7 protein-coding genes are annotated in these 22,153 nt (G+C 69.7%); 3 read left to right on the top strand and 4 right to left on the bottom strand.

Annotated features, from left to right (window positions below):
- Positions 1–392 precede the first annotated feature (392 nt).
- Positions 393–17,426 carry an Ig-like domain-containing protein gene (locus tag ACWPN5_RS25130; RefSeq protein WP_492298714.1) on the top strand — a complete coding sequence of 5,678 codons (17,034 nt, stop codon included), beginning with the start codon at positions 393–395 and terminating at the stop codon, positions 17,424–17,426.
- Positions 17,427–17,506: 80 nt separating this feature from the next.
- On the top strand, positions 17,507–18,334 hold the full coding sequence (locus tag ACWPN5_RS25135) for a RibD family protein (protein WP_492298055.1): 828 nt from the start codon (positions 17,507–17,509) through the stop codon (positions 18,332–18,334).
- Positions 18,335–18,502: 168 nt separating this feature from the next.
- Here the strand turns inward: ACWPN5_RS25135 and pqqA are convergent, their stop codons facing one another.
- Entirely contained in the window at positions 18,503–18,583 is an 81-nt protein-coding gene (gene pqqA / locus ACWPN5_RS25140) for a pyrroloquinoline quinone precursor peptide PqqA (protein WP_145674244.1), read from the bottom strand.
- A 299-nt stretch (positions 18,584–18,882) separates the two neighbouring features.
- On the opposite strand from pqqA, the gene ACWPN5_RS25145 reads away from it, so the two are divergent.
- Positions 18,883–19,224, top strand: a complete 342-nt coding sequence (locus ACWPN5_RS25145; protein WP_492298057.1) for a hypothetical protein — start codon at positions 18,883–18,885, stop codon at positions 19,222–19,224.
- 27 nt (positions 19,225–19,251) lie between these two features.
- Here ACWPN5_RS25145 and ACWPN5_RS25150 read toward each other — a convergent pair whose 3' ends face one another.
- From ACWPN5_RS25150 to ACWPN5_RS25160, 3 genes are read right to left on the bottom strand one after another with little or no spacing between them, the layout of a single operon-like run.
- Positions 19,252–20,082 (bottom strand): quinoprotein dehydrogenase-associated SoxYZ-like carrier, encoded by an 831-nt coding sequence (locus ACWPN5_RS25150; RefSeq protein WP_492298058.1) that lies wholly within the window; start codon positions 20,080–20,082, stop codon positions 19,252–19,254.
- 4 nt (positions 20,083–20,086) lie between these two features.
- Positions 20,087–21,031, bottom strand: coding sequence for a quinoprotein relay system zinc metallohydrolase 2 (locus ACWPN5_RS25155; protein WP_200476819.1), 945 nt, complete (start codon positions 21,029–21,031; stop codon positions 20,087–20,089).
- A gap of 21 nt (positions 21,032–21,052) precedes the next feature.
- Positions 21,053–22,150, bottom strand: a complete 1,098-nt coding sequence (locus ACWPN5_RS25160; RefSeq protein WP_492298060.1) for a hydantoinase/oxoprolinase family protein — start codon at positions 22,148–22,150, stop codon at positions 21,053–21,055.
- Positions 22,151–22,153 lie beyond the last annotated feature (3 nt).

Genomic DNA, 22,153 nt, shown 5'->3' on the forward strand with positions numbered 1-22,153 from the left:
AAGCTACCCCGCTGCCCGACCGATCCTTGCGGCGGCGCTGGCCGTTCGGCCGTCATGCCACGGCAATCATTCCTTTTTCGTTCCGATTGAGCGCGGCTTTCCCGCTCCTGTGCTAACCTTCGGTTTTGGTTTCAATCTCCGGACGATACCTGCCCGTGCAATATGTTTGCTTCCGATCGACATATGCGTGTTTTCTTGCAGAGCAAGAAACTATTAGAAAAGTAAGGATTCAGGCGCGCAAACGCCACTGTTACTATCCGGTAACGCGTTTTGGAGGCATTTTATATACCATTAATTAGCTCTTGATAGTTCATTGATCGAACTAAGACCGGTGTCCGGGCCGGCTGCGTTGACGTGAGGGCTGAAGCACCGTGGCGAATCCAACCTTCACTATGATCGGCACCAACAGCTTCGGCCTCTCCGACACCGGAAGCGAGGCCGCTCCGGTGCTGGTCGACCTTGATGGTGACGGCGATCTCGACGTCCTGGTCGGCAACGCGGACGGCAACACGCTCTTCTTCCGGAACACCGGCACGACCCTGTCGCCGACCTTCACGCTGGACAGCACCAACCCGTTCGGGATCACCAACGTCAGCCAGGGCGGCGCGCTTCCCTCCTTCGTCGACATCGACGGCGACGGCGATCTCGACCTGTTCATCGGCAACCACGCCGGCACCACCCTGTTCTTCCGCAACAACGGGACCTCAGCGCAGACGCCGACCTTCTCGCTGGAAGGCACCAATCCGTTCGGCATCCAGAACGCCGGCAGCTATGGGGCGCCGAGCTTCGCCGATCTGGACGGCGACGGCGCTCTCGATCTGCTGATCGGCAATTCGAGCGGGGACATTCTTCTTTACCGTAACACCGGCACGACCCTGTTGCCGACCTTCACGCTGGCAGGAACCAATCCCTTCGGCCTGACCCGCAACATCGATGGCTACGCGTCGCCCGCGCTGGCGGACATCAACGGGGACGGTCTCGTCGACCTCATCACCAAGAGCAACGTCTACGTCAACGTCGGCACGGCGGCGGCGCCGACCTTTTCGTTGCTCGCCACGAATCCCTACGGGGCCATCGGCCCCGGAGCGTACCCGCGGCCGGCGCTGGGCGATCTCGACGGCGACGGCGACATTGATCTGGTGGTCGGCGTCGACGGCGGCGATGTGGAGTATTTCCGCAACGTCGCCCCGGTGGTCGTGACGCTGGGCAATGCCGGAAACACGATCGCGCTGTCGCAGATCAACACGCTGACCGGCGGCACCGGCATCGACGTGGTGTCGCTGGTCGAGATCGGGGCGACCTACACCGTCTCCGGGGTCGAGACGCTGACCGGCAGCTCCGCCACCGACCTGGTGATCCTGGCCGGCGGCGGCAACACCATTCTGGTGAGCGGCGTCGAGACGCTGCTCGGCGGTGTGGGCACCGACGTGGTGACGCTGGGCTCGCTCGGCAACACGATGCTGGTGGGCGGCGTCGAGACGCTGACCGGCGGCATCGGCACCGATGTGGTGATTCTGGGCAGCAGCGGTAACACGATGCTGGCGGAGGGCGTCGAGACGCTGACCGGCGGCATCGGCACCGACGTGGTGACGCTGGGCGACAGCGCGGGCAACACGCTGACCGTGTCGAAGCTGGAGACTCTGACGGGCGGCGTCGGCAACGACGTCGTGACCCTGGGCAGCGGCGGCAACACGGTGCTGGTGGGCGGCGTCGAGACGCTGACGGGCGGCACCGGCACCGACGTGGTGATGTCGAGCAGTCTCGGCAGCACGGTGCTGGTCCGGCTGATCGAGCAGGTGCTCGGCGGCTCCGGCACGGACAACGTGACGTTGGGCACCGGCGGCACTTCGTTGCTGATACGGGGCGTCGAAACGCTGACGGGTGGAACCGGCACCGACGTGGTGACTCTGAGCAGCGGCGGCAACACCGTGTCGGTGAGTCTCGTCGAAACGCTGTTCGGTGGCACCGGCGCCGACATCGTGAGCCTCGACAGCAACGGCAACACGCTGTTGGTGCGGTTGACCGAGACGCTGATCGGCGGGGCCGGCGCCGATTTCGTGACGCTGGGCAGCGGCGGCAACACCGTGTCGGTGAGTCTCGTCGAAACGCTGATCGGCGGCAATGGCGCCGACGCCGTAACCCTCAGCGGCAGCGGCAACACGCTGACGATCCGGCTGTTGGAGACGGTGATCGGCGGGGCCGGCACCGACGTCGTGACCGTGGGCACCGGCGGCTCCACGATGCGGGTGGGCGGCGTCGAGACCTTGACCGGCGGTGTCGGCACCGACGTGGCGACGCTGCTCACGGGTGGGAACACGCTGACGGTGTCCCTTCTGGAATCGTTGATCGGCGCCTCCGGCGTCGACGTTGTGACGCTGGGCGGAGCCGGCAGCACCATGCTGGTGAGCGCTCTGGAAACGGTGATCGGCGGCACCGGCACCGACGTGCTGACGGTCAGCGGCTCCGGGTTGACCGCGCTGGTCAGCGGCATCGAGACTTTGAACGGCAACACCGGCCAGGAGTTCGTGACGCTCGGTGACGGTGGCAACACGATGTCGGTGTCCCGGCTGGAAACCCTGACCGGCGGGTCCGGCACCGACGTGGTGTCCTTCGGTACGACGTGGGGAAGCACCATCCTGGTGAGCCACATCGAGACTCTGACCGGCGGCACCGCGACCGACGTTGTGACGCTGGGCAGCGGCGGCAACACCATCGAGGTGTCGGAGGTCGAGACGCTGTTTGGCGGCTCCGGCACAGATGTGGTGACGCTGGGCAGCGGCGGCAACACGCTGTTTGTCCGGTTGCTGGAGACGCTGACCGGCGGTTCCGGCACCGACGTCGTGACGTTCGGCACCGGCGGCAACGTGATGACGGCAAGCGGTGTCGAAACGATCAAGGGCGGCAGCGGCCTCGACATCGTGACGCTCGGCGACAGTGCCGGCAACACGCTCACGGTGTGGCGGATCGAGACGCTGATCGGCACGTCCGGCACCGACCTGGTGGAACTGGGCAGCGCCGGCAACACGCTGCTGGTGGACGGTGTCGAGACGGTGGTCGGCGGCATCGGCACCGACCTGGTGGAACTGGGCAGCGCCGGCAACACGCTGCTGGTGAGCGGCCTCGAGACGCTGACGGGCGGCGTCGGCACCGACGTCGTGACGCTGGGCGGCGCCGGCAACACGCTGCTGGTGAGCGGCGTCGAGACGCTGACGGGCGGTTCCGGCCTCGACGTGGTGACGCTGGGTGACAGTGCGGGCAACACGCTCACCGTGACCGAGCTGCAAACCCTGATCGGCGGCGTCGGCAACGACGTGGTGACCTTCACCCCTGCCGGCAACCATGGGACGCTCTTCGTTTCCGGTGTCGAGACCGTCTTCACGCCGTTCCAGACCCTGACGCTCAACGGCACCGACACGCTGATCGTCCTGCCGGTCGGCCCGTCCATCCCGGTCCTCAGCCCGGCGTCGGACAGCGGAACGGCCGGTGACGCGGTGACAAACGCGTCCCAGCCTACGCTGACGGGAACCGCCGACCCCGGCGTCCTTGTGCGCCTGTACGGGAACGGTGTCGAGATCGGGACGGGAACCGTCAACGGTTCCGGCGACTGGTCGGTGGTTCCGAGCACGACGCTGGCCGACGGGACCTGGACCTTGACGGCCACGGTGGTCTCATCCGGCGTCGAGAGCGAATTGTCAGGTTCGCTCCTCGTGACCATCGACACCAGCGCCCACGCTCCTTCCGCCCTGGCGCTCGCTGCAGCTTCGAACAGCGGTTCGACGTCGGACACGCTGACCAACGTGACGGCTCCGGTGGTCACCGGGACGGTGGCCGAGGCTGGCGTTGTGGTGCTGTACGAAGGCGCGGCGGCTCTTGGCACGGTGACGGCTTCGGCGGCGGGGGCCTGGAGCATCACGGCAGGCTCGCTGGGCGACGGGGCTCATACGCTGACCGCCACGGTGACCGATGCGGCCGGCAACACGTCGTCCGTCTCCTCCGCTCTCACCGTCACCATCGACACCAGCGCCAATGCTCCTTCCGCCCTGGCGTTGGCGTCCGCTTCGAACAGCGGCTTGACGTCGGACACGCTGACCAACGTGACGACCCCGGTGATCACCGGTAGCGTGACCGAGGCTGGCGTTGTGGTTCTGTACGAAGGCGCGACGGCTCTTGGCACGGTGACGGCATCGGCGGCGGGGGCCTGGAGCATCACGGCAGGCTCGCTGGGCGACGGGGCTCATACGCTGACCGCCACGGTGACCGATGCGGCCGGCAACACGTCGTCCGTCTCCTCCGCTCTCACCGTCACCATCGACACCAGCGCCAATGCTCCTTCCGCCCTGGCGTTGGCGTCCGCTTCGAACAGCGGCTTGACGTCGGACACGCTGACCAACGTGACGACCCCGGTGATCACCGGTAGCGTGACCGAGGCTGGCGTTGTGGTTCTGTACGAAGGCGCGACGGCTGTTGGCACGGTGACGGCTTCGGCGGCGGGGGCCTGGAGCATCACGGCAGGCTCGCTGGGCGACGGGGCTCACACGCTGACCGCCACGGTGACCGATGCGGCCGGCAACACCTCCACGGCTTCCTCCGCTCTCACCGTCACCATCGACACCAGCGCGTCGTCGCCAACCAGTCTTGCTCTGTCCACAGCTTCGAACAGCGGCTTGACGTCGGACACGCTGACCAACGTGACGGCTCCGGTGGTCACCGGGACGGTGGCCGAGGCTGGCGTTGTGGTTCTGTACGAAGGCGCGACGGCTCTTGGCACGGTGACCGCTTCGGCGGCGGGGGCCTGGAGCATCACGGCGGCCTCGCTGGGCGATGGCGCGCACACGCTGACCGCCACGGTGACCGATGCGGCCGGCAACACCTCCACGGCTTCCTCCGCTCTCACCGTCACCATCGACACCAGCGCGTCGTCGCCAACCAGTCTTGCTCTGTCCACAGCTTCGAACAGCGGCTTGACGTCGGACACGCTGACCAACGTGACGGCTCCGGTGATCACCGGGACGGTGGCCGAGGCCGGCGTTGTGGTGCTGTACGAAGGCGCGACGGCTCTTGGCACGGTGACGGCTTCGGCGGCGGGGGCCTGGAGCATCACGGCAGGCTCGCTGGGCGACGGGGCTCATACGCTGACCGCCACGGTGACCGATGCGGCCGGCAACACCTCCACGGCTTCCTCCGCTCTCACCGTGACCATTGATACCAGCGCGTCGTCGCCAACCAGTCTTGCTCTGTCCACAGCTTCGAACAGCGGCTTGACGTCGGACACGCTGACCAACGTGACGGCTCCGGTGGTCACCGGGACGGTGGCCGAGGCTGGCGTTGTGGTGCTGTACGAAGGCGCGGCGGCTCTTGGCACGGTGACGGCTTCGGCGGCGGGGGCCTGGAGCATCACGGCAGGCTCGCTGGGCGACGGGGCTCACACGCTGACCGCCACGGTGACCGATGCGGCCGGCAATACCTCCACGGCTTCCTCCGCTCTCACCGTCACCATCGACACCAGCGCGTCGTCGCCAACCAGTCTTGCTCTGTCCACAGCTTCGAACAGCGGCTTGACGTCGGACACGCTGACCAACGTGACGGCTCCGGTGATCACCGGGACGGTGGCCGAGGCCGGCGTTGTGGTGCTGTACGAAGGCGCGACGGCTCTTGGCACGGTGACGGCTTCGGCGGCGGGGGCCTGGAGCATCACGGCAGGCTCGCTGGGCGACGGGGCTCACACGCTGACCGCCACGGTGACCGATGCGGCCGGCAACACCTCCACGGCTTCCTCCGCTCTCACCGTCACCATCGACACCAGCGCGTCGTCGCCAACCAGTCTTGCTCTGTCCACAGCTTCGAACAGCGGCTTGACGTCGGACACGCTGACCAACGTGACGGCTCCGGTGATCACCGGGACGGTGGCCGAGGCCGGCGTTGTGGTGCTGTACGAAGGCGCGACGGCTCTTGGCACGGTGACGGCTTCGGCGGCGGGGGCCTGGAGCATCACGGCAGGCTCGCTGGGCGACGGGGCTCACACGCTGACCGCCACGGTGACCGATGCGGCCGGCAACACCTCCACGGCTTCCTCCGCTCTCACCGTGACCATTGATACCAGCGCGTCGTCGCCAACCAGTCTTGCTCTGTCCACAGCTTCGAACAGCGGCTTGACGTCGGACACGCTGACCAACGTGACGGCTCCGGTGGTCACCGGGACGGTGGCCGAGGCTGGCGTGGTCGTGCTGTACGAAGGCGCGACGGCTGTTGGCACGGTGACCGCTTCGGCGGCGGGGGCCTGGAGCATCACGGCGGCCTCGCTGGGCGATGGCGCGCACACGCTGACCGCCACGGTGACCGATGCGGCCGGCAACACGTCGTCCGTCTCCTCCGCTCTCACCGTGACCATTGATACCAGCGCCAATGCTCCTTCCGCTTTGGCGTTGGAGTCCGCCTCGAACAGCGGCTTGACGTCGGACACGCTGACCAACGTGACGGCTCCGGTGATCACCGGCAGCGTGGCCGAGGCCGGCGTTGTGGTGCTGTACGAAGGCGCGACGGCTGTTGGCACGGTGACGGCTTCGGCGGCGGGGGCCTGGAGCATCACGGCAGGCTCGCTGGGCGACGGGGCTCACACGCTGACCGCCACGGTGACCGATGCGGCCGGCAACACCTCCACGGCTTCCTCCGCTCTCACCGTCACCATCGACACCAGCGCGTCGTCGCCAACCAGTCTTGCTCTGTCCACAGCTTCGAACAGCGGCTTGACGTCGGACACGCTGACCAACGTGACGGCTCCGGTGGTCACCGGGACGGTGGCCGAGGCTGGCGTTGTGGTGCTGTACGAAGGCGCGGCGGCTCTTGGCACGGTGACGGCTTCGGCGGCGGGGGCCTGGAGCATCACGGCAGGCTCGCTGGGCGACGGGGCTCATACGCTGACCGCCACGGTGACCGATGCGGCCGGCAACACGTCGTCCGTCTCCTCCGCTCTCACCGTCACCATCGACACCAGCGCCAATGCTCCTTCCGCCCTGGCGTTGGCGTCCGCTTCGAACAGCGGCTTGACGTCGGACACGCTGACCAACGTGACGACCCCGGTGATCACCGGTAGCGTGACCGAGGCTGGCGTTGTGGTTCTGTACGAAGGCGCGACGGCTCTTGGCACGGTGACGGCATCGGCGGCGGGGGCCTGGAGCATCACGGCAGGCTCGCTGGGCGACGGGGCTCACACGCTGACCGCCACGGTGACCGATGCGGCCGGCAACACCTCCACGGCTTCCTCCGCTCTCACCGTGACCATTGATACCAGCGCGTCGTCGCCAACCAGTCTTGCTCTGTCCACAGCTTCGAACAGCGGCTTGACGTCGGACACGCTGACCAACGTGACGGCTCCGGTGGTCACCGGGACGGTGGCCGAGGCTGGCGTTGTGGTGCTGTACGAAGGCGCGGCGGCTCTTGGCACGGTGACGGCTTCGGCGGCGGGGGCCTGGAGCATCACGGCAGGCTCGCTGGGCGACGGTGCCCACACGCTGACCGCCACGGTGAGCGACGCCGCCGGCAACACGTCGTCCAGCTCGACCGCGCTGACCCTCACCATCGACACCAGCGCGTCGTCGCCAACCAGTCTTGCTCTGTCCACAGCTTCGAACAGCGGCTTGACGTCGGACACGCTGACCAACGTGACGGCTCCGGTGATCACCGGGACGGTGGCCGAGGCCGGCGTTGTGGTTCTGTACGAAGGCGCGACGGCTCTTGGCACGGTGACGGCTTCGGCGGCGGGGGCCTGGAGCATCACGGCAGGCTCGCTGGGCGACGGGGCTCACACGCTGACCGCCACGGTGACCGATGCGGCCGGCAACACCTCCACGGCTTCCTCCGCTCTCACCGTCACCATCGACACCAGCGCGTCGTCGCCAACCAGTCTTGCTCTGTCCACAGCTTCGAACAGCGGCTTGACGTCGGACACGCTGACCAACGTGACGGCTCCGGTGGTCACCGGGACGGTGGCCGAGGCTGGCGTTGTGGTTCTGTACGAAGGCGCGACGGCTCTTGGCACGGTGACCGCTTCGGCGGCGGGGGCCTGGAGCATCACGGCGGCCTCGCTGGGCGATGGCGCGCACACGCTGACCGCCACGGTGACCGATGCGGCCGGCAACACGTCGTCCGTCTCCTCCGCTCTCACCGTGACCATTGATACCAGCGCCAATGCTCCTTCCGCTTTGGCGTTGGAGTCCGCCTCGAACAGCGGCTTGACGTCGGACACGCTGACCAACGTGACGGCTCCGGTGATCACCGGCAGCGTGGCCGAGGCCGGCGTTGTGGTGCTGTACGAAGGCGCGACGGCTGTTGGCACGGTGACGGCTTCGGCGGCGGGGGCCTGGAGCATCACGGCAGGCTCGCTGGGCGACGGGGCTCACACGCTGACCGCCACGGTGACCGATGCGGCCGGCAACACCTCCACGGCTTCCTCCGCTCTCACCGTCACCATCGACACCAGCGCGTCGTCGCCAACCAGTCTTGCTCTGTCCACAGCTTCGAACAGCGGCTTGACGTCGGACACGCTGACCAACGTGACGGCTCCGGTGGTCACCGGGACGGTGGCCGAGGCTGGCGTTGTGGTGCTGTACGAAGGCGCGGCGGCTCTTGGCACGGTGACGGCTTCGGCGGCGGGGGCCTGGAGCATCACGGCAGGCTCGCTGGGCGACGGGGCTCACACGCTGACCGCCACGGTGACCGATGCGGCCGGCAACACCTCCACGGCTTCCTCCGCTCTCACCGTCACCATCGACACCAGCGCGTCGTCGCCAACCAGTCTTGCTCTGTCCACAGCTTCGAACAGCGGCTTGACGTCGGACACGCTGACCAACGTGACGGCTCCGGTGATCACCGGGACGGTGGCCGAGGCCGGCGTTGTGGTGCTGTACGAAGGCGCGACGGCTCTTGGCACGGTGACGGCTTCGGCGGCGGGGGCCTGGAGCATCACGGCAGGCTCGCTGGGCGACGGTGCCCACACGCTGACCGCCACGGTGAGCGACGCCGCCGGCAACACGTCGTCCAGCTCGACCGCGCTGACCCTCACCATCGACACCAGCGCGTCGTCGCCAACCAGTCTTGCTCTGTCCACAGCTTCGAACAGCGGCTTGACGTCGGACACGCTGACCAACGTGACGGCTCCGGTGATCACCGGGACGGTGGCCGAGGCCGGCGTTGTGGTTCTGTACGAAGGCGCGACGGCTCTTGGCACGGTGACGGCTTCGGCGGCGGGGGCCTGGAGCATCACGGCAGGCTCGCTGGGCGACGGGGCTCACACGCTGACCGCCACGGTGACCGATGCGGCCGGCAACACCTCCACGGCTTCCTCCGCTCTCACCGTGACCATTGATACCAGCGCGTCGTCGCCAACCAGTCTTGCTCTGTCCACAGCTTCGAACAGCGGCTTGACGTCGGACACGCTGACCAACGTGACGGCTCCGGTGGTCACCGGGACGGTGGCCGAGGCTGGCGTGGTCGTGCTGTACGAAGGCGCGACGGCTGTTGGCACGGTGACCGCTTCGGCGGCGGGGGCCTGGAGCATCACGGCGGCCTCGCTGGGCGATGGCGCGCACACGCTGACCGCCACGGTGACCGATGCGGCCGGCAACACGTCGTCCGTCTCCTCCGCTCTCACCGTGACCATTGATACCAGCGCCAATGCTCCTTCCGCTTTGGCGTTGGAGTCCGCCTCGAACAGCGGCTTGACGTCGGACACGCTGACCAACGTGACGGCTCCGGTGATCACCGGGACGGTGGCCGAGGCCGGCGTTGTGGTGCTGTACGAAGGCGCGACGGCTCTTGGCACGGTGACGGCTTCGGCGGCGGGGGCCTGGAGCATCACGGCAGGCTCGCTGGGCGACGGGGCTCACACGCTGACCGCCACGGTGACCGATGCGGCCGGCAACACCTCCACGGCTTCCTCCGCTCTCACCGTCACCATCGACACCAGCGCGTCGTCGCCAACCAGTCTTGCTCTGTCCACAGCTTCGAACAGCGGCTTGACGTCGGACACGCTGACCAACGTGACGGCTCCGGTGGTCACCGGGACGGTGGCCGAGGCTGGCGTTGTGGTGCTGTACGAAGGCGCGGCGGCTCTTGGCACGGTGACGGCTTCGGCGGCGGGGGCCTGGAGCATCACGGCAGGCTCGCTGGGCGATGGCGCACACACGCTTACCGCCACGGTGACCGATGCGGCCGGCAATACCTCCACGGCTTCCTCCGCTCTCACCGTCACCGTCGACAGCGGAGCGCCGTCCGTTACCGTCGCGCTGGACAAGACGACGCTCGGTTTGGGGGAGACGGCAACCGTCACCTTCACCTTCAGCGAGGCGCCGGTCGGCTTTTCCCTGTCAGCCGTCTCCGCGCAGAACGGGACGCTGTCGGACCTGTCCGTCCTGCCCGGCAGCGATGGGTTGGTTTACACGGCCACACTGACTCCCAGCGCGGAGACGCTCGCTGCCGACAGCCGTATCACCGTTGCCACTGGCTGGAGCGACACCGCTGGAAACACTCCGGCGGCGTCGGCGACCTCGATCGGCTATGCCATCGACACCCGGACTCCGTCCGGCAACACGGCGCCCGTCATCGGCGGTGCCATGGCTGGCCAAGCGGCCAACGACACCGCCAGCCTCCAGCCCTTCACCAGCCTGACCGTTTCCGACAACCAGACCGCGCAAGCCCAGACGGTCGTGGTCACAGTCCGCGATTCGGGCGGCACGGTCGGAGACGCCACCGGCGCCTTCACCGCCGCCAGCCTCACCGCCAGTGGGTTTGTGAAGTCGTCCGCCGGAACCTACGCTCTGGCCGCCGGCTCGGCGGCGGCGGCCCAGGCAGCCCTGCGGCTGCTTGATTTCCAGCCGACGGCCAACCGGGCCGCCCCGGGCACTCAGCAGACTACCGCCTTCACCGTGACGGTCACCGACGCGGACGGCGCGTCGGTGACGAGCAGCACGACCAGCATCAGCGTCCTGTCGGTCAACGACGCGCCGGTTCTGGCCCAGGCGCTCGGCACCCGCAACGTGGACCAGGGGCAGGCCTTCTCCTACACGATCCCGGCAGGGACCTTCACCGACGCCGACACCGGCGACAGCCTCACCTTCAGCGCGACCAGCGGTGACGGTTCGGCGCTGCCCGCCTGGCTCAGCTTCGACGCGGCCACCGGGCGGCTGTCCGGCACGCCGGGCAATGCCGATGTCGGCACCCGGACGGTGCGCGTCACCGCGACCGATTCCTCCGGCGCGACGGTCACGGACCTGCTGACCATCCAGGTCGCCAACGTCAACGACGCGCCGGTCGCGGTGAACGACACGGGCGACACCGACCGGCTCACCCCGGTCACGGTGATCGCGTCGAGCGGCGTGCTTGCCAACGACACGGACCCGGACGCCGGCGACCGGCTGACCGTGAGCGCGGTGAACGGCGACGCCGCCAACGTCGGCCAGGCGATCACCCTGGCCGGCGGCGGCCGGCTGACGCTGAACGCCGACGGTGGCTACAGCTTCGATCCGGCGGGCGGATACGGCACGCTGCTGTTCGGCCAGACCCGGCAGGAGACGGTCAGCTACACCGTCACCGACCAGGCCGGCGCGACCTCGACCGCGACGCTGACCATCACCGTGCGGGGCGTCAACACCGCCCCGGCGGTGCAGGAGGCCAAGCACGTCGCCATCGACCAGAATTCCAGCCGCGTCGGCCTGTCGATCGACAAGCCGGTCGATCCGGAAGGCGACCCGCTGACCATCACGGTCACCGGCCTGCCCACGGTCGGAACGCTCCAGCGCTACGACGGCACGGCGCTCAGCGTCGGCGACACGTTGACGCCGGACCAACTCGCCGCGGTGATCTACACGCCGCCCTTCGGCGCGACCGGGGCGGCGGGGTCCTTCAGCTACGCCGTGTCCGACGGGACCAACCTGGTCGGCCGCGCGGTGACGATCAGCCTGACGCCGGTGCAATGGCTGAGCCTCACCCCGTCCAGCCTGTCGATCGCCGAGGGCAACAGCGGCTCCACCGGCCTGACCTACACCATCACCCGGCGGGGCGACACCTCGGGCGCCACCACGGTCAAGTGGCAGGTCGACACGACCGGCCTGAGCGGCAGCCTCGCGGACGCCGCCGACTTCGGCGGCACGCTGCCCAGCGGCACCGTCACCTTCGCCGCCGGCGAAACCAGCAGGACCATCACCATTCCGATCAGCGGGGACCGGCTGGTGGAAGCCAACGAGCGGTTCCGGGTCCTGCTCTTCTCCCCCTCGACCACGGTGGCCGAGGCCAAGATCACGGTGGAGAACGCCACCGCGATCGGCACCATCCTCAACGACGACCACGCCGCGACCATCACCGCGGTGAGCGGCCCGGCGGCCGGCCGCTATCTGGCGGCGCGCGGCGACATCCTGGACTTCACCGTATCCTTCAGCGACGCGGTCAGCGTCTCCGGCAGCGGCGCGCCGCGGCTGGCGCTGACCATCGGAACCCAGACCCGCTACGCCACCTTCCTGCGCGTGGACTCCGGCAATCTGGTGTTCCGCTACGCGGTTGGAGCGGACGATCTGGACAGCGACGGCATTGCCGTCGCCGGGGCCATCGACCTGAACGGCGCGCAGATCCGCGACAGCGCCGGCAACACCGTCACCGGCCTGTCCTTCGGCAGCGCGGCGCCGGTCACCAGCCATGTCATGGTCAATGTCCGCGGCGGCCACGCCATCGACGGTTACATCGCCGGCGCCACGGTCTTCGCCGACGCCAACGCCAACGGCCAGCTCGACGACGGCGAGGCCTTCGGGACCACCAACGCGGTGGGGAGCTGGTCGATCCCCGGCGGGTCCGGCCCCATCGTCATGATCGGCGGCATCGACATCTCGACCAACCTGGTCTTCACCGGCGTCTACGAGGCGCCGGGCTCGGCGTCGGTCATCACGCCGCTGACCACCATCATCATGGGCATGGCGGGGCTCGCCGGGACGGACAGCGAGATCGCCGCGGCGGCGACCGAGCTGAAGAGCAAGCTCGGGCTCGACGCCGGCCTCGACCTGCTCGCCTACGACCCCATCGTCGCGGTCACCACGGCCGGGGCGGACGCCGCGGCCATCGCGACCGCGCTGAAGACCCAGGCCGCGGCGGCCAGCGTCGCCAACGTGATCGTCCAGGGCAGCGCCGTGCTCGCCGGGGTGGTGATCGGCGCGCCGCGGGCCAGCGGCGTGATCGGGCGGGCGCTGGTGGGCGCCATCGCCGACGCGATCAAGGCCGTGCCGGCGGGCGGCACCATCGACCTCGCCGATCCTGCGGTCCTGGCCGCCATCCTGGCCGCCGCCGGCGCGCGCATCGGGGCCGTGGACAGCGTGAGGCTGGCCGCGGTGACGGGCGGCGCCGCCAACGTCATCGCCGCGTCGAACGGCGCCGTCATCACCGCCGGAACGACCAACAGCGGCGGCGTCGACGGGCTGACCCAGATGGCCCAGGCCCAGGTGGTGGCCCAGGGCACGGCGGCGGACGAGCTGCGCAACGGCACCGCCGCCGGCGACGTGTCGGGTGCGGTCGCCGCCTTCACCGGCACCAACCTGCAACAGCAGATCAGCGCGGCCCAGGTGGCCGTGGTCATTCCGTCGCGCCTCGCCATCGCGGCGACCGATGCCGACAAGCGGGAAGGAGACAGCGGAACCACCGCCTTCACCTTCACCGTCACCCGCGCCGGCAGCGCCAGCGGCGCCCTGACGGTGGCCTGGGCGGTCGCGGCCAGCGACGGGCCGGGCGGCGCCACGCTCGACGCCGCCGATTTCGGCGGAACCCTGCCGTCGGGCACGGTCTCCTTCACCGACGGCGAAACGACGAAGACCATCACCATCCTGGTGTCGGGCGACACCGACATCGAGCCGGACGAGACCTTCACCGTCACCCTGTCCAACCCGTCCGTCACGGCGACCGCGATCGAAACGGCGTCGGCGTCCGGGACCATCCGCAACGAGGACCCGATCGATCCGACGCTGACCCTGCCCACCGCCCCGACGGTGGTGGCGGGAACGGCGGCGGCCATCGCCGGCCTGTCGGTGATGGACGGCGACAGCGCCACGGTGACGGTGATCCTGACGCCCGGCAACGGCAGCCTCGGCCTCGCCGGGCCTGCCGCCATCAGCACGGCCGGCGACGGCACCGTGACGATCAGCGGCAGCGTGGCCGACGTCAACACGACGCTGGCCTCGCTGGTCTTCACCGGGGCCGGCGGGCACACGGCGGCCAGCATCGCGGTGATGGTGGCCGACGGCGATCCGTCGACGCCGGACGCTTCGGGCACGCTCGCCATCGCCGTCCAGTCGGCGCCGGCCAACGTGCTGCCGAGCAGCCCGACCATCGTCGCCGGCCGCTCGACCGAGGTGCTGGGGCTGGAGATCACCGACATCGACGGCGGCACGATGACCGTCGTGCTGACTCCGACCAACGGCACGCTCACCCTGCCGCTCTTCGGCTCGGCCACGACGAGCGACCTCGGCAACGGCAAGGTCCGGCTCACCGGCTCGCTGGAGGACGTGAACCGCACGCTGCAGCAGCTTGAGTTCACCGCGTCGCGCAACGTCACCAGCGCGTCGATCCGCTTCGAATCCTCCGACGACCAGCCGCTGACCCCCGATGCGGACAGCCTGCTGGTCATCGGCGTGCTGTCCTCGCCGGAGCACAGCGCGCCCGCCAGCCTGTCGGTGGTGTCCGGCGTGGCGACGGCGGTGAGCGGCCTGTCGGTCAGCGACTATGACAGCCCGACCCTCCAGGTCACGCTGACGCCCACCAACGGCGCGCTGGCTCTGACGGCGCAGGGCGGGGTGACCCTGACCCAGCCGTCGGCGGGCGTCTGGCGCCTGCTCGGCACCCAGGCCGACATCACGGCGACGTTGGCCACCCTGACCTTCACCGGCACCGCGGGCCAGACCGCCGGGACGATCCGGGTGACGACCAGCGACCTCGGCACGCTGACGACCGACGCCGAGGCGACCATCGCGGTGACCATCACTGATCCGGTGGTCCTGGTCGCCCCGACGCTCACCCTGCCGCAACCGATCACGCTGGACCAGGGCCTCGACACGGCGCTGGCGGGCATCCAGGTCACCGATCCGGACAGCCCGTCGATCACGGTGACCCTGACCCCGTCCCAGGCGATCCTGGGAGCCACGGCGGCGGGGCAGGCGAGCGTCGCGACGGCGGGCAACGGCACGATGACCATCAGCGGATCGGTCGCCGACGTGAACGCGACGCTGGCCGCCCTGCGGATCACCGGCGGCACCGCCGCCACCGCGACGGTCGCGGTGACCGTCAGCGACGGGGTCACCACGCCGGCCACCGGCACGCTGACCCTGCCGATGGTGGACGTCACGCCGCCGGCCAGCCCGACCATCACCGCCGTGAGCATCGACTCCGCCGGCGCGCAGCCGGTGACCGTCACCAACCGCAACCGGCTGTTCGTGCGGGGCACGGCGGAAGCCAACAGCCGCGTCGCCCTGTCCGACGGCGGGACGGAGGTGGCGACCGTCACCGCCGACGCGCAAGGCGCCTGGGTCGTCGACCTCAGCGCGACGCCGCTCTCGGACGGCGGCCATAGCTTCACCGCGCGGGCGACCGACGCGGCCGGCAACACCGGTCCGCTGTCCGGCGCCCGGTCGGTGTCCATCGACACCGTCGCTCCGACGACGCCCTCGGTGGTCTTCAACGACGCGTCCATCGACCAGGCCCGGCAAACCAACGTCGGGTTCGTCCTGTCCGGCGGGGAGAGCGGGACGGCCTACCGCTGGACACTGACCTCATCGGGGGGCGGCGATCCGCTGACGGGGACCGGAACGCTCACCGGGCCGGGCGGCACGGTCGGCGGCATCGACGTGTCCGGCCTGTTCGACGGGACGCTGTCCCTGGCGGTCACGCTGACCGACGCGGCGGGCAACGTCTCGGCGGCCGGGACGGCGACCGCGGCGAAGGCGGCCGGAGCGGTGGTGGACGGCACCAAGGTCCAGACGCTCGCGTCGCAGGTCAACGGAAGGTCCTTCAGCACGGTGGTGATCCAGGCGCCCGCCGTCGGCCGCGTGGAGGACCCTGGCAGCCCGAACGCCGCGCTGGCCGACGTGCCGCTGGTCCGGGAGACGGTGACCGATCCCACCAGCGGACAGGCAACGCTGATGACCACGCTGCAGGTCGGTCTGCCGACCGGAGTCGGCGTGACGGCGAGCGGCCCGGCGGACCGCGAGGGGGCAACCCTGGCGCAGGCCGACCTGATCCGCGCGATCGAGGCGCGCACGACGGCGGGATCGACCTCGCGGTCGGACCTTTCCAGCGGCGGCCTCCGGTACCTGGGCACGCTGTCGCAGCAGGCTTCCCTGCTGCTGCGCACGCTCGCCTTCACCGCGCCGGCCACGCCGGGGGCGGCGGTCAGGGTCACCGGTGCCGCGGTGGGCTCCTCCATGCCGACTGCCCTGGTCATCGACACGACCGGGGCCGCGGGACCGCTGACCGTCCAGCTCGACAGGGTGTCCTTCGTCGCGGTGATCGGTTCGGCGACGCTGGTCGGCGGCGAGGGCAACCAAGTGGTGTATGGCGACGCCAGCAGCCAGTCGATCATCCTCGGCCCCGGCGACGATCTCCTGTCGGGCGGCGGCGGCAACGACACGGTGGCCAGCACGCTCGGCAACGACACGCTGTATGGCGACGACGGCGACGACCTGATGCACGGCGGCGACGGCGACGACCTGATGGACGGCGGCGCCGACAACGACACGATGGGCGGCGGGGCCGGCAACGACACGATGGGCGGCGGTGCCGGCAACGACATCCTGATCGGCGAAGGCGGCAACGACGCCCTGTTCGGCGGCACCGGCAACGACACCCTCTTCGGCGGCGACGGCGACGACACGCTGTTTGGCGAGGACGGCGACGACATCCTGTCGCTCGGGACGGGCAACGATCTGGCCGACGGCGGGGCGGGCAACGACACGCTGTTCGGCGAGGAAGGCAACGACACGTTGTTCGGTGGGGCCGGCGACGACATCCTGTCGCTCGGGACGGGCAACGATCTGGCCGATGGCGGGGCGGGCAACGACACGCTGTTCGGCGAGGACGGCAACGACACGCTGTTCGGCGGGGCCGGCGACGACGTGATGTCCGGCGGGGCGGGCGACGATCTCCTGTTCCTCGACCAGGGGGCCGACACGGTGTGGGGCGGTGCCGGAGCGGACGTCTTCGCCTTCGGCAGTGCCTCCGGCGGGTCCATGGTGATGGACTTCACGCCGGGCACCGACCGGCTGGCGTTGTTCGACCCCTCGCTCGACCTTCGGGCCGTGATCGCGTCGGCGCGGGTGGTGAACGGCAGCACCGTGCTCGACCTGCGTCCGGGGGTGAGCATCACCATCGTCGGGCAGACCGGTGACGTCGCCCGCTGGTTCTCCTGACCGGGAGGGGGCGGCGCGCCCCTCCTTCCGCGCTGTTGGCCAGGCGAGCGGCGGTGCTATCGTAGGGAATGGCTGCGCGCGTGCTGAGGCTTTTTCCGGGGCCGCCCGAGGAGGTGGCGTTGGCCGGGCTCTGTCTGGCCGACGCGCTGCACACCCTGGGCGGCGCCGGTGCGCCCTTCGTCTATGCGAGCTTCGTCGGCAGCCTCGACGGGCGCATCGCCGTGTCGGACGCCATCAGCGGCGACAGTCACCTGCCCGTCGAGATCACCAGCGGGAACGACTTCCGCCTGTTCCTTGAACTGCAGGCCCAGGCCGATTGTCTGGTCACCCATGGCGGCTACCTGCGCGACCTCGCGGCGGGCCGGCTGGACGATGTGTTGCAGATCGGGACGCGGGCCACGGATCGTGACCTGGCGGACTGGCGGCGGGAGAACGGCCTGTCCGCCCAGCCCGCCGTCGTGATCGCCAGCGCCAGCCTCGACTTCCCGATTCCGGAGTCCATCATCCACGGGAAGCAGCGCGTTCTGGTCGCGACGGGGCGGCAGGCCCCGCCCGACCGGGTCGACGCGCTGCGGGCCCGCGGCGTCCCGGTGTTCGTCGCCGGAGGGGGGGAGTCGGTGGAGGGCGCTCCGCTGGTCCGCGAACTCGGCAGGCTCGGCTTTCGCAGCGTGTATCTGCTGACCGGCCCCCGCATGCTGTCCACCATGCTGCGGGATGGGGCGCTGTCGCGGCTCTACCTCACCATCGCCCACCGAGTGGTGGGGGGAGAGGGCTTTCACACCATGGCGACGGGGCCACGGCTGGAGGGCGCCGGCCGTCTGCGCCTGTCTTCGCTGCATTATGATGCCGCGGAGCCGGATGGCGCGGGCCAGTGGTTCGCCCGGTTCGACCCGTTGCGCCCCGCGTGATCGCCGTGCGTGATCACTGTCCGTGATCACCGTGCGCGGCAACCGGCCGGCTTTCGGCCGGTGGTGGTGTCGAAACGGCTGAGCGGGCAGCGGAGGCGAGGTGCGCCGCTGCCCGCCGGAAAGCCGGTGGTGGTGTGAGAGGCACGCGGTCATGCCGCCGCCACGCCCTCAAAGCTGGGCGCAGGCGTAGGCGTTGATTTCGGTGCCGACGGCGATCACACGGATTTGTGGTTTGCGCCACGTTTTCATGATGCCCTCCCTCTGTTCCACAATGGTTGAACCAAAATGGTTGAACAGGACCATTCACGGTTGGTCCTCTCGAGGAAGCCTACCGGCCCAATGCCGGCTCGGCCATTCTCCGAACGGGTAGCCAAACGGGAAATGCGTAGGAAGTTTTTATGATGAAGGTCGGCCGCATTTATTTGGTCTCTATGTCGAATGATCGGTCAATCCCGGAGAAACACCCGAATGCGTGCTTGAGACGGCGCGCTTGATCATCACACCATGAGGGTGCGCTTCTTCGGACAGGCCAGCAAGGACCCGACCCGATGATGAGGAATGGTGTTCCGGTTGCGTTGATCGCGATTCTGATCGGTTGCGGGGCGGCGCGGGCCGAGGACGGCTACCCCACCTACGCCCGCGTCGATTACGTCCTCGGCTGCATGCTGTCCAACGGCCAGGGGCCGGACGTCGTGCGCAAATGCTCCTGCAGCATCGACGAGATCGCCGCGCATTTCCCTTACGACAGCTATGTGGCGGTGGAGACCGCGCGGGGCATGCAGGAGGCCCCCGGCGAGCGCGCCGCACTGATGCGCGACGTCGGGTGGATCAAGGACCTGCTGAACGAGTTCCGGCAGGCCCAGGTCGCCGCCGACCTGAAATGCTTCTGACCGGTTCGGCGGCGGCGCAGGCGACCTTCACGAACCGGAGTTGGCATGGATCGGCCAGCTTTCCTGGAAGACCCGCCCATTCGAATCCTCGGCGGTGACCTCCAGCGTGCCCTGCTCCTCCGGCACCAGGGAGAAATGGATGCTGGGGTCCTCGCTCAACGATATGTCCGACTGCACGTCGAGCACCGGTTGCCCGTTGTAGCGGATGGCGACGGTCTTCACGTAATGGGCCGGGATGAAATAATAGTTGATCTGGTCGTACTGCATGCCGGTGTAGTTGGGGTGGCTGATCAGCAATTGCGCGGTCAGCGGCTTCCCGGCGACGATGCTGTCGGGAAGGTTCAGCTTCATCTTGCCCATGCGAGCGACGGCGAGCTGGGCGTTCTTCAACGCCGGGGCGGAGCATCCTCCGGACGCCTTGACGAATTGCGTGGTGCGGAGCAGCCGCCCGTCGCTGGTCTCGGCGATGGCGGTGATGTTTGTGTAGGCGTTGACCCGCAGGCGTGTGTCGATCGCCTGCGGGTTGTCGCCGTGGGGGAAGCGGAAGGTCGCGGCCATCGGCACCGGATTCTCGTCGACGATGAGATGGACCGCGGTCACCGCGACGCCGTTGCCCGGCGCCGTCACGATCCGGATGGGCACGACCGCCGCGTCGTTGGCGCGCTTGGGCGCCTCCAGGCTGAGGAGGGGGCCGGCGTCCTCGACGGTGCGGCCTGAGAAATACATGTCGCGCAGCAGGTCCCAGCGCTCCTCCTGGGGCGAGGCCGCCAGGGCGCCGGCACTGCCCAGGCACAGCCACGCCGCTCCCGCCAGCGCGGCGCCCGACAATGTGCGGATGGTCCGGTGCGGTGTGGTCATGCTGTCATTCCCATTCCAGTTCGGCGAAGGCCGCCGTCACGTTGCGCGGGTTGTAGGAGTCGAACAGGCGCCAGCGCGGCGCCTCGTCGGCGGCGACCGTGTCGACCGCCTGTTGGATGGTGCCGTGGGCGGCCTGGACCTTGCGGACGCCCTCGACCACCCGGCCCAGATAGCGGCGCAGGTCCACAGCGGCGTCGGGCCAGGGGGCGGAGGGCGGGCCGTGACCGGAAACCACGCGCGTTGCCGGTTCGGCGGCCAGGGCGTCGAGGGTGCGCAGCCAGCCGAGGACGGAGCCGTCGATGGCCGGCGCCCGCTCCATGAACAGCAGGTCCCCGGCCCACAGCGTCCTGGTCTGCCGGTCGAGCACCGTCAGGTCGTTGTCGGTGTGGGCCACCGGCCACGCCACGAGGTCGAGCACGCGTCCGCCCAGATCCAGCTCCAGGCGGTCGGTGACCACGACGGTCGGCGGGATGAGCCGGACCTCCGTGGCGGCCGCCGTGCCGACCGCGTCGTCGAACGCCTGCCGGTAATGGTCCATGCGCGCCGCCAGGGCCGCCTGGAAGCGGACATGCGCGACGAAGTCCGGCCGGTCGGGAAGGAAGGCCACGTTCCCCAGCGCATGGTCCGGGTGCATGTGGGTGTTGACGACGTAGCGGATGGGCCGGTCGGTGTGGACCCGGATCGCGTCGCGCAGCCGATGCCCGATGGTCGGGGAGCCGCCGCTGTCGATCACCGCGACGGCGTCGTTCCCGACGATGAAACCGCAGTTGGCGATGTCGCCGCCGTTGGCCGCGTCGGTTTCCTCGTGGCGGCCGGCGTGCACGAACACGCCGGGGGCGACCTCGAACACGGGCAGGGGATCAGCCGTCGCCGGGGCCGACCAAAACAGCCAGACGCCGGCCAGCGCCGCGCGCGCGGACGGCCGGAGGAACGTGGCCGCAGCAGCCATCGTCCGGTCCTGCTCCTGTGTTCAATCGGGCAAGTATGAAACCGCGTCGGCGGGCCCGGCAACCGGGCAAAGGTGTTTGTGCGGCGCACCCTCGATGGCCAGCCAGCCGACGCTGACGGCGGGGGCGAACCATCCCGCGCGCTCCCGCAAGGCCGGCGCCACCGTCCGATGCGCCTCGAAATCCCGATAGGGCGAACCCCGGCGCTCGGCCAGACGCCGCACCAGGAAGCGGCCGACTCCGGCCCCGACGAGCGGCACGCCATCCGCCGCTTGGCCCCGCGACAGCACGAGGTCGAGCGCGTCCTCGATCTGGCGGAGCTGGCGCTCCGCGAGGTGGTGGGCGAGGCGGCGGGCTTTCGTGAGGCCGTCCGGGTCCAGGTCGTCGCCGACCATCCGCAGCAGGCGCCGGGCGCTGGCCGTGACGCCGTGGTCGCGCCCGTCCGCCGTGGCGTGCTGGTCGACGCCCTCCGGCAGCGTGCCGGTCAGGCGGTGAACGTCGGCCATGGTCGCGAACAGCTCCGCCATCAGCGCGCGCGAGCGTCCGTCGTAGGGAACGGCGCGGGCAACCGCCATGACCGGGGTGCGCACGACGCCGGTGTAGACCAACTCGCCGCTGTCCAGCCGCTCCGCGTCGGAATAGCCGGCGTGGCGCGGTCCGCCGCCAATGAGCGGGACGATGTCGGTCGTCGTGCTGCCGACATCCAGCAGGATGCCGTCGCCGCCCGCCGCGGCGACCAGGGCCGTGGCGTACCAGTTGGCGGAAGCCACCGCCTCCGCGCAGTCGGAAACCGCGTCGACCGGCACCAGCCCGCGCGGACCGGCGAAGACGCTGACCGCCGCGGCGGGCAGGGCGGAGCGCAGGGTGGCGGCGATCCGGCGTACGCCGTCGGTGCGGTCGTCGAACAGGTCGGCCAACTCGCCCGTCATCGTCGCGGCGACCCGTTGCGGCCGGCCCCAACGGGCGAGCACCGCCGCCATGGCCTGCTCCAGCCGGTCGAGGCCCAGCCAGAGCGGGCAGGGCCATTGGTCGAGGTCGCGGAGCGCTGCCGCCTCATTGAACAGGGCGGCCTTCAGGTGCGCTCCGCCGATGTCCAGTCCGATCAATGCGCCGCCATGCATGAC

Source organism: Azospirillum sp. UENF 211521 (assembly GCF_058780535.1).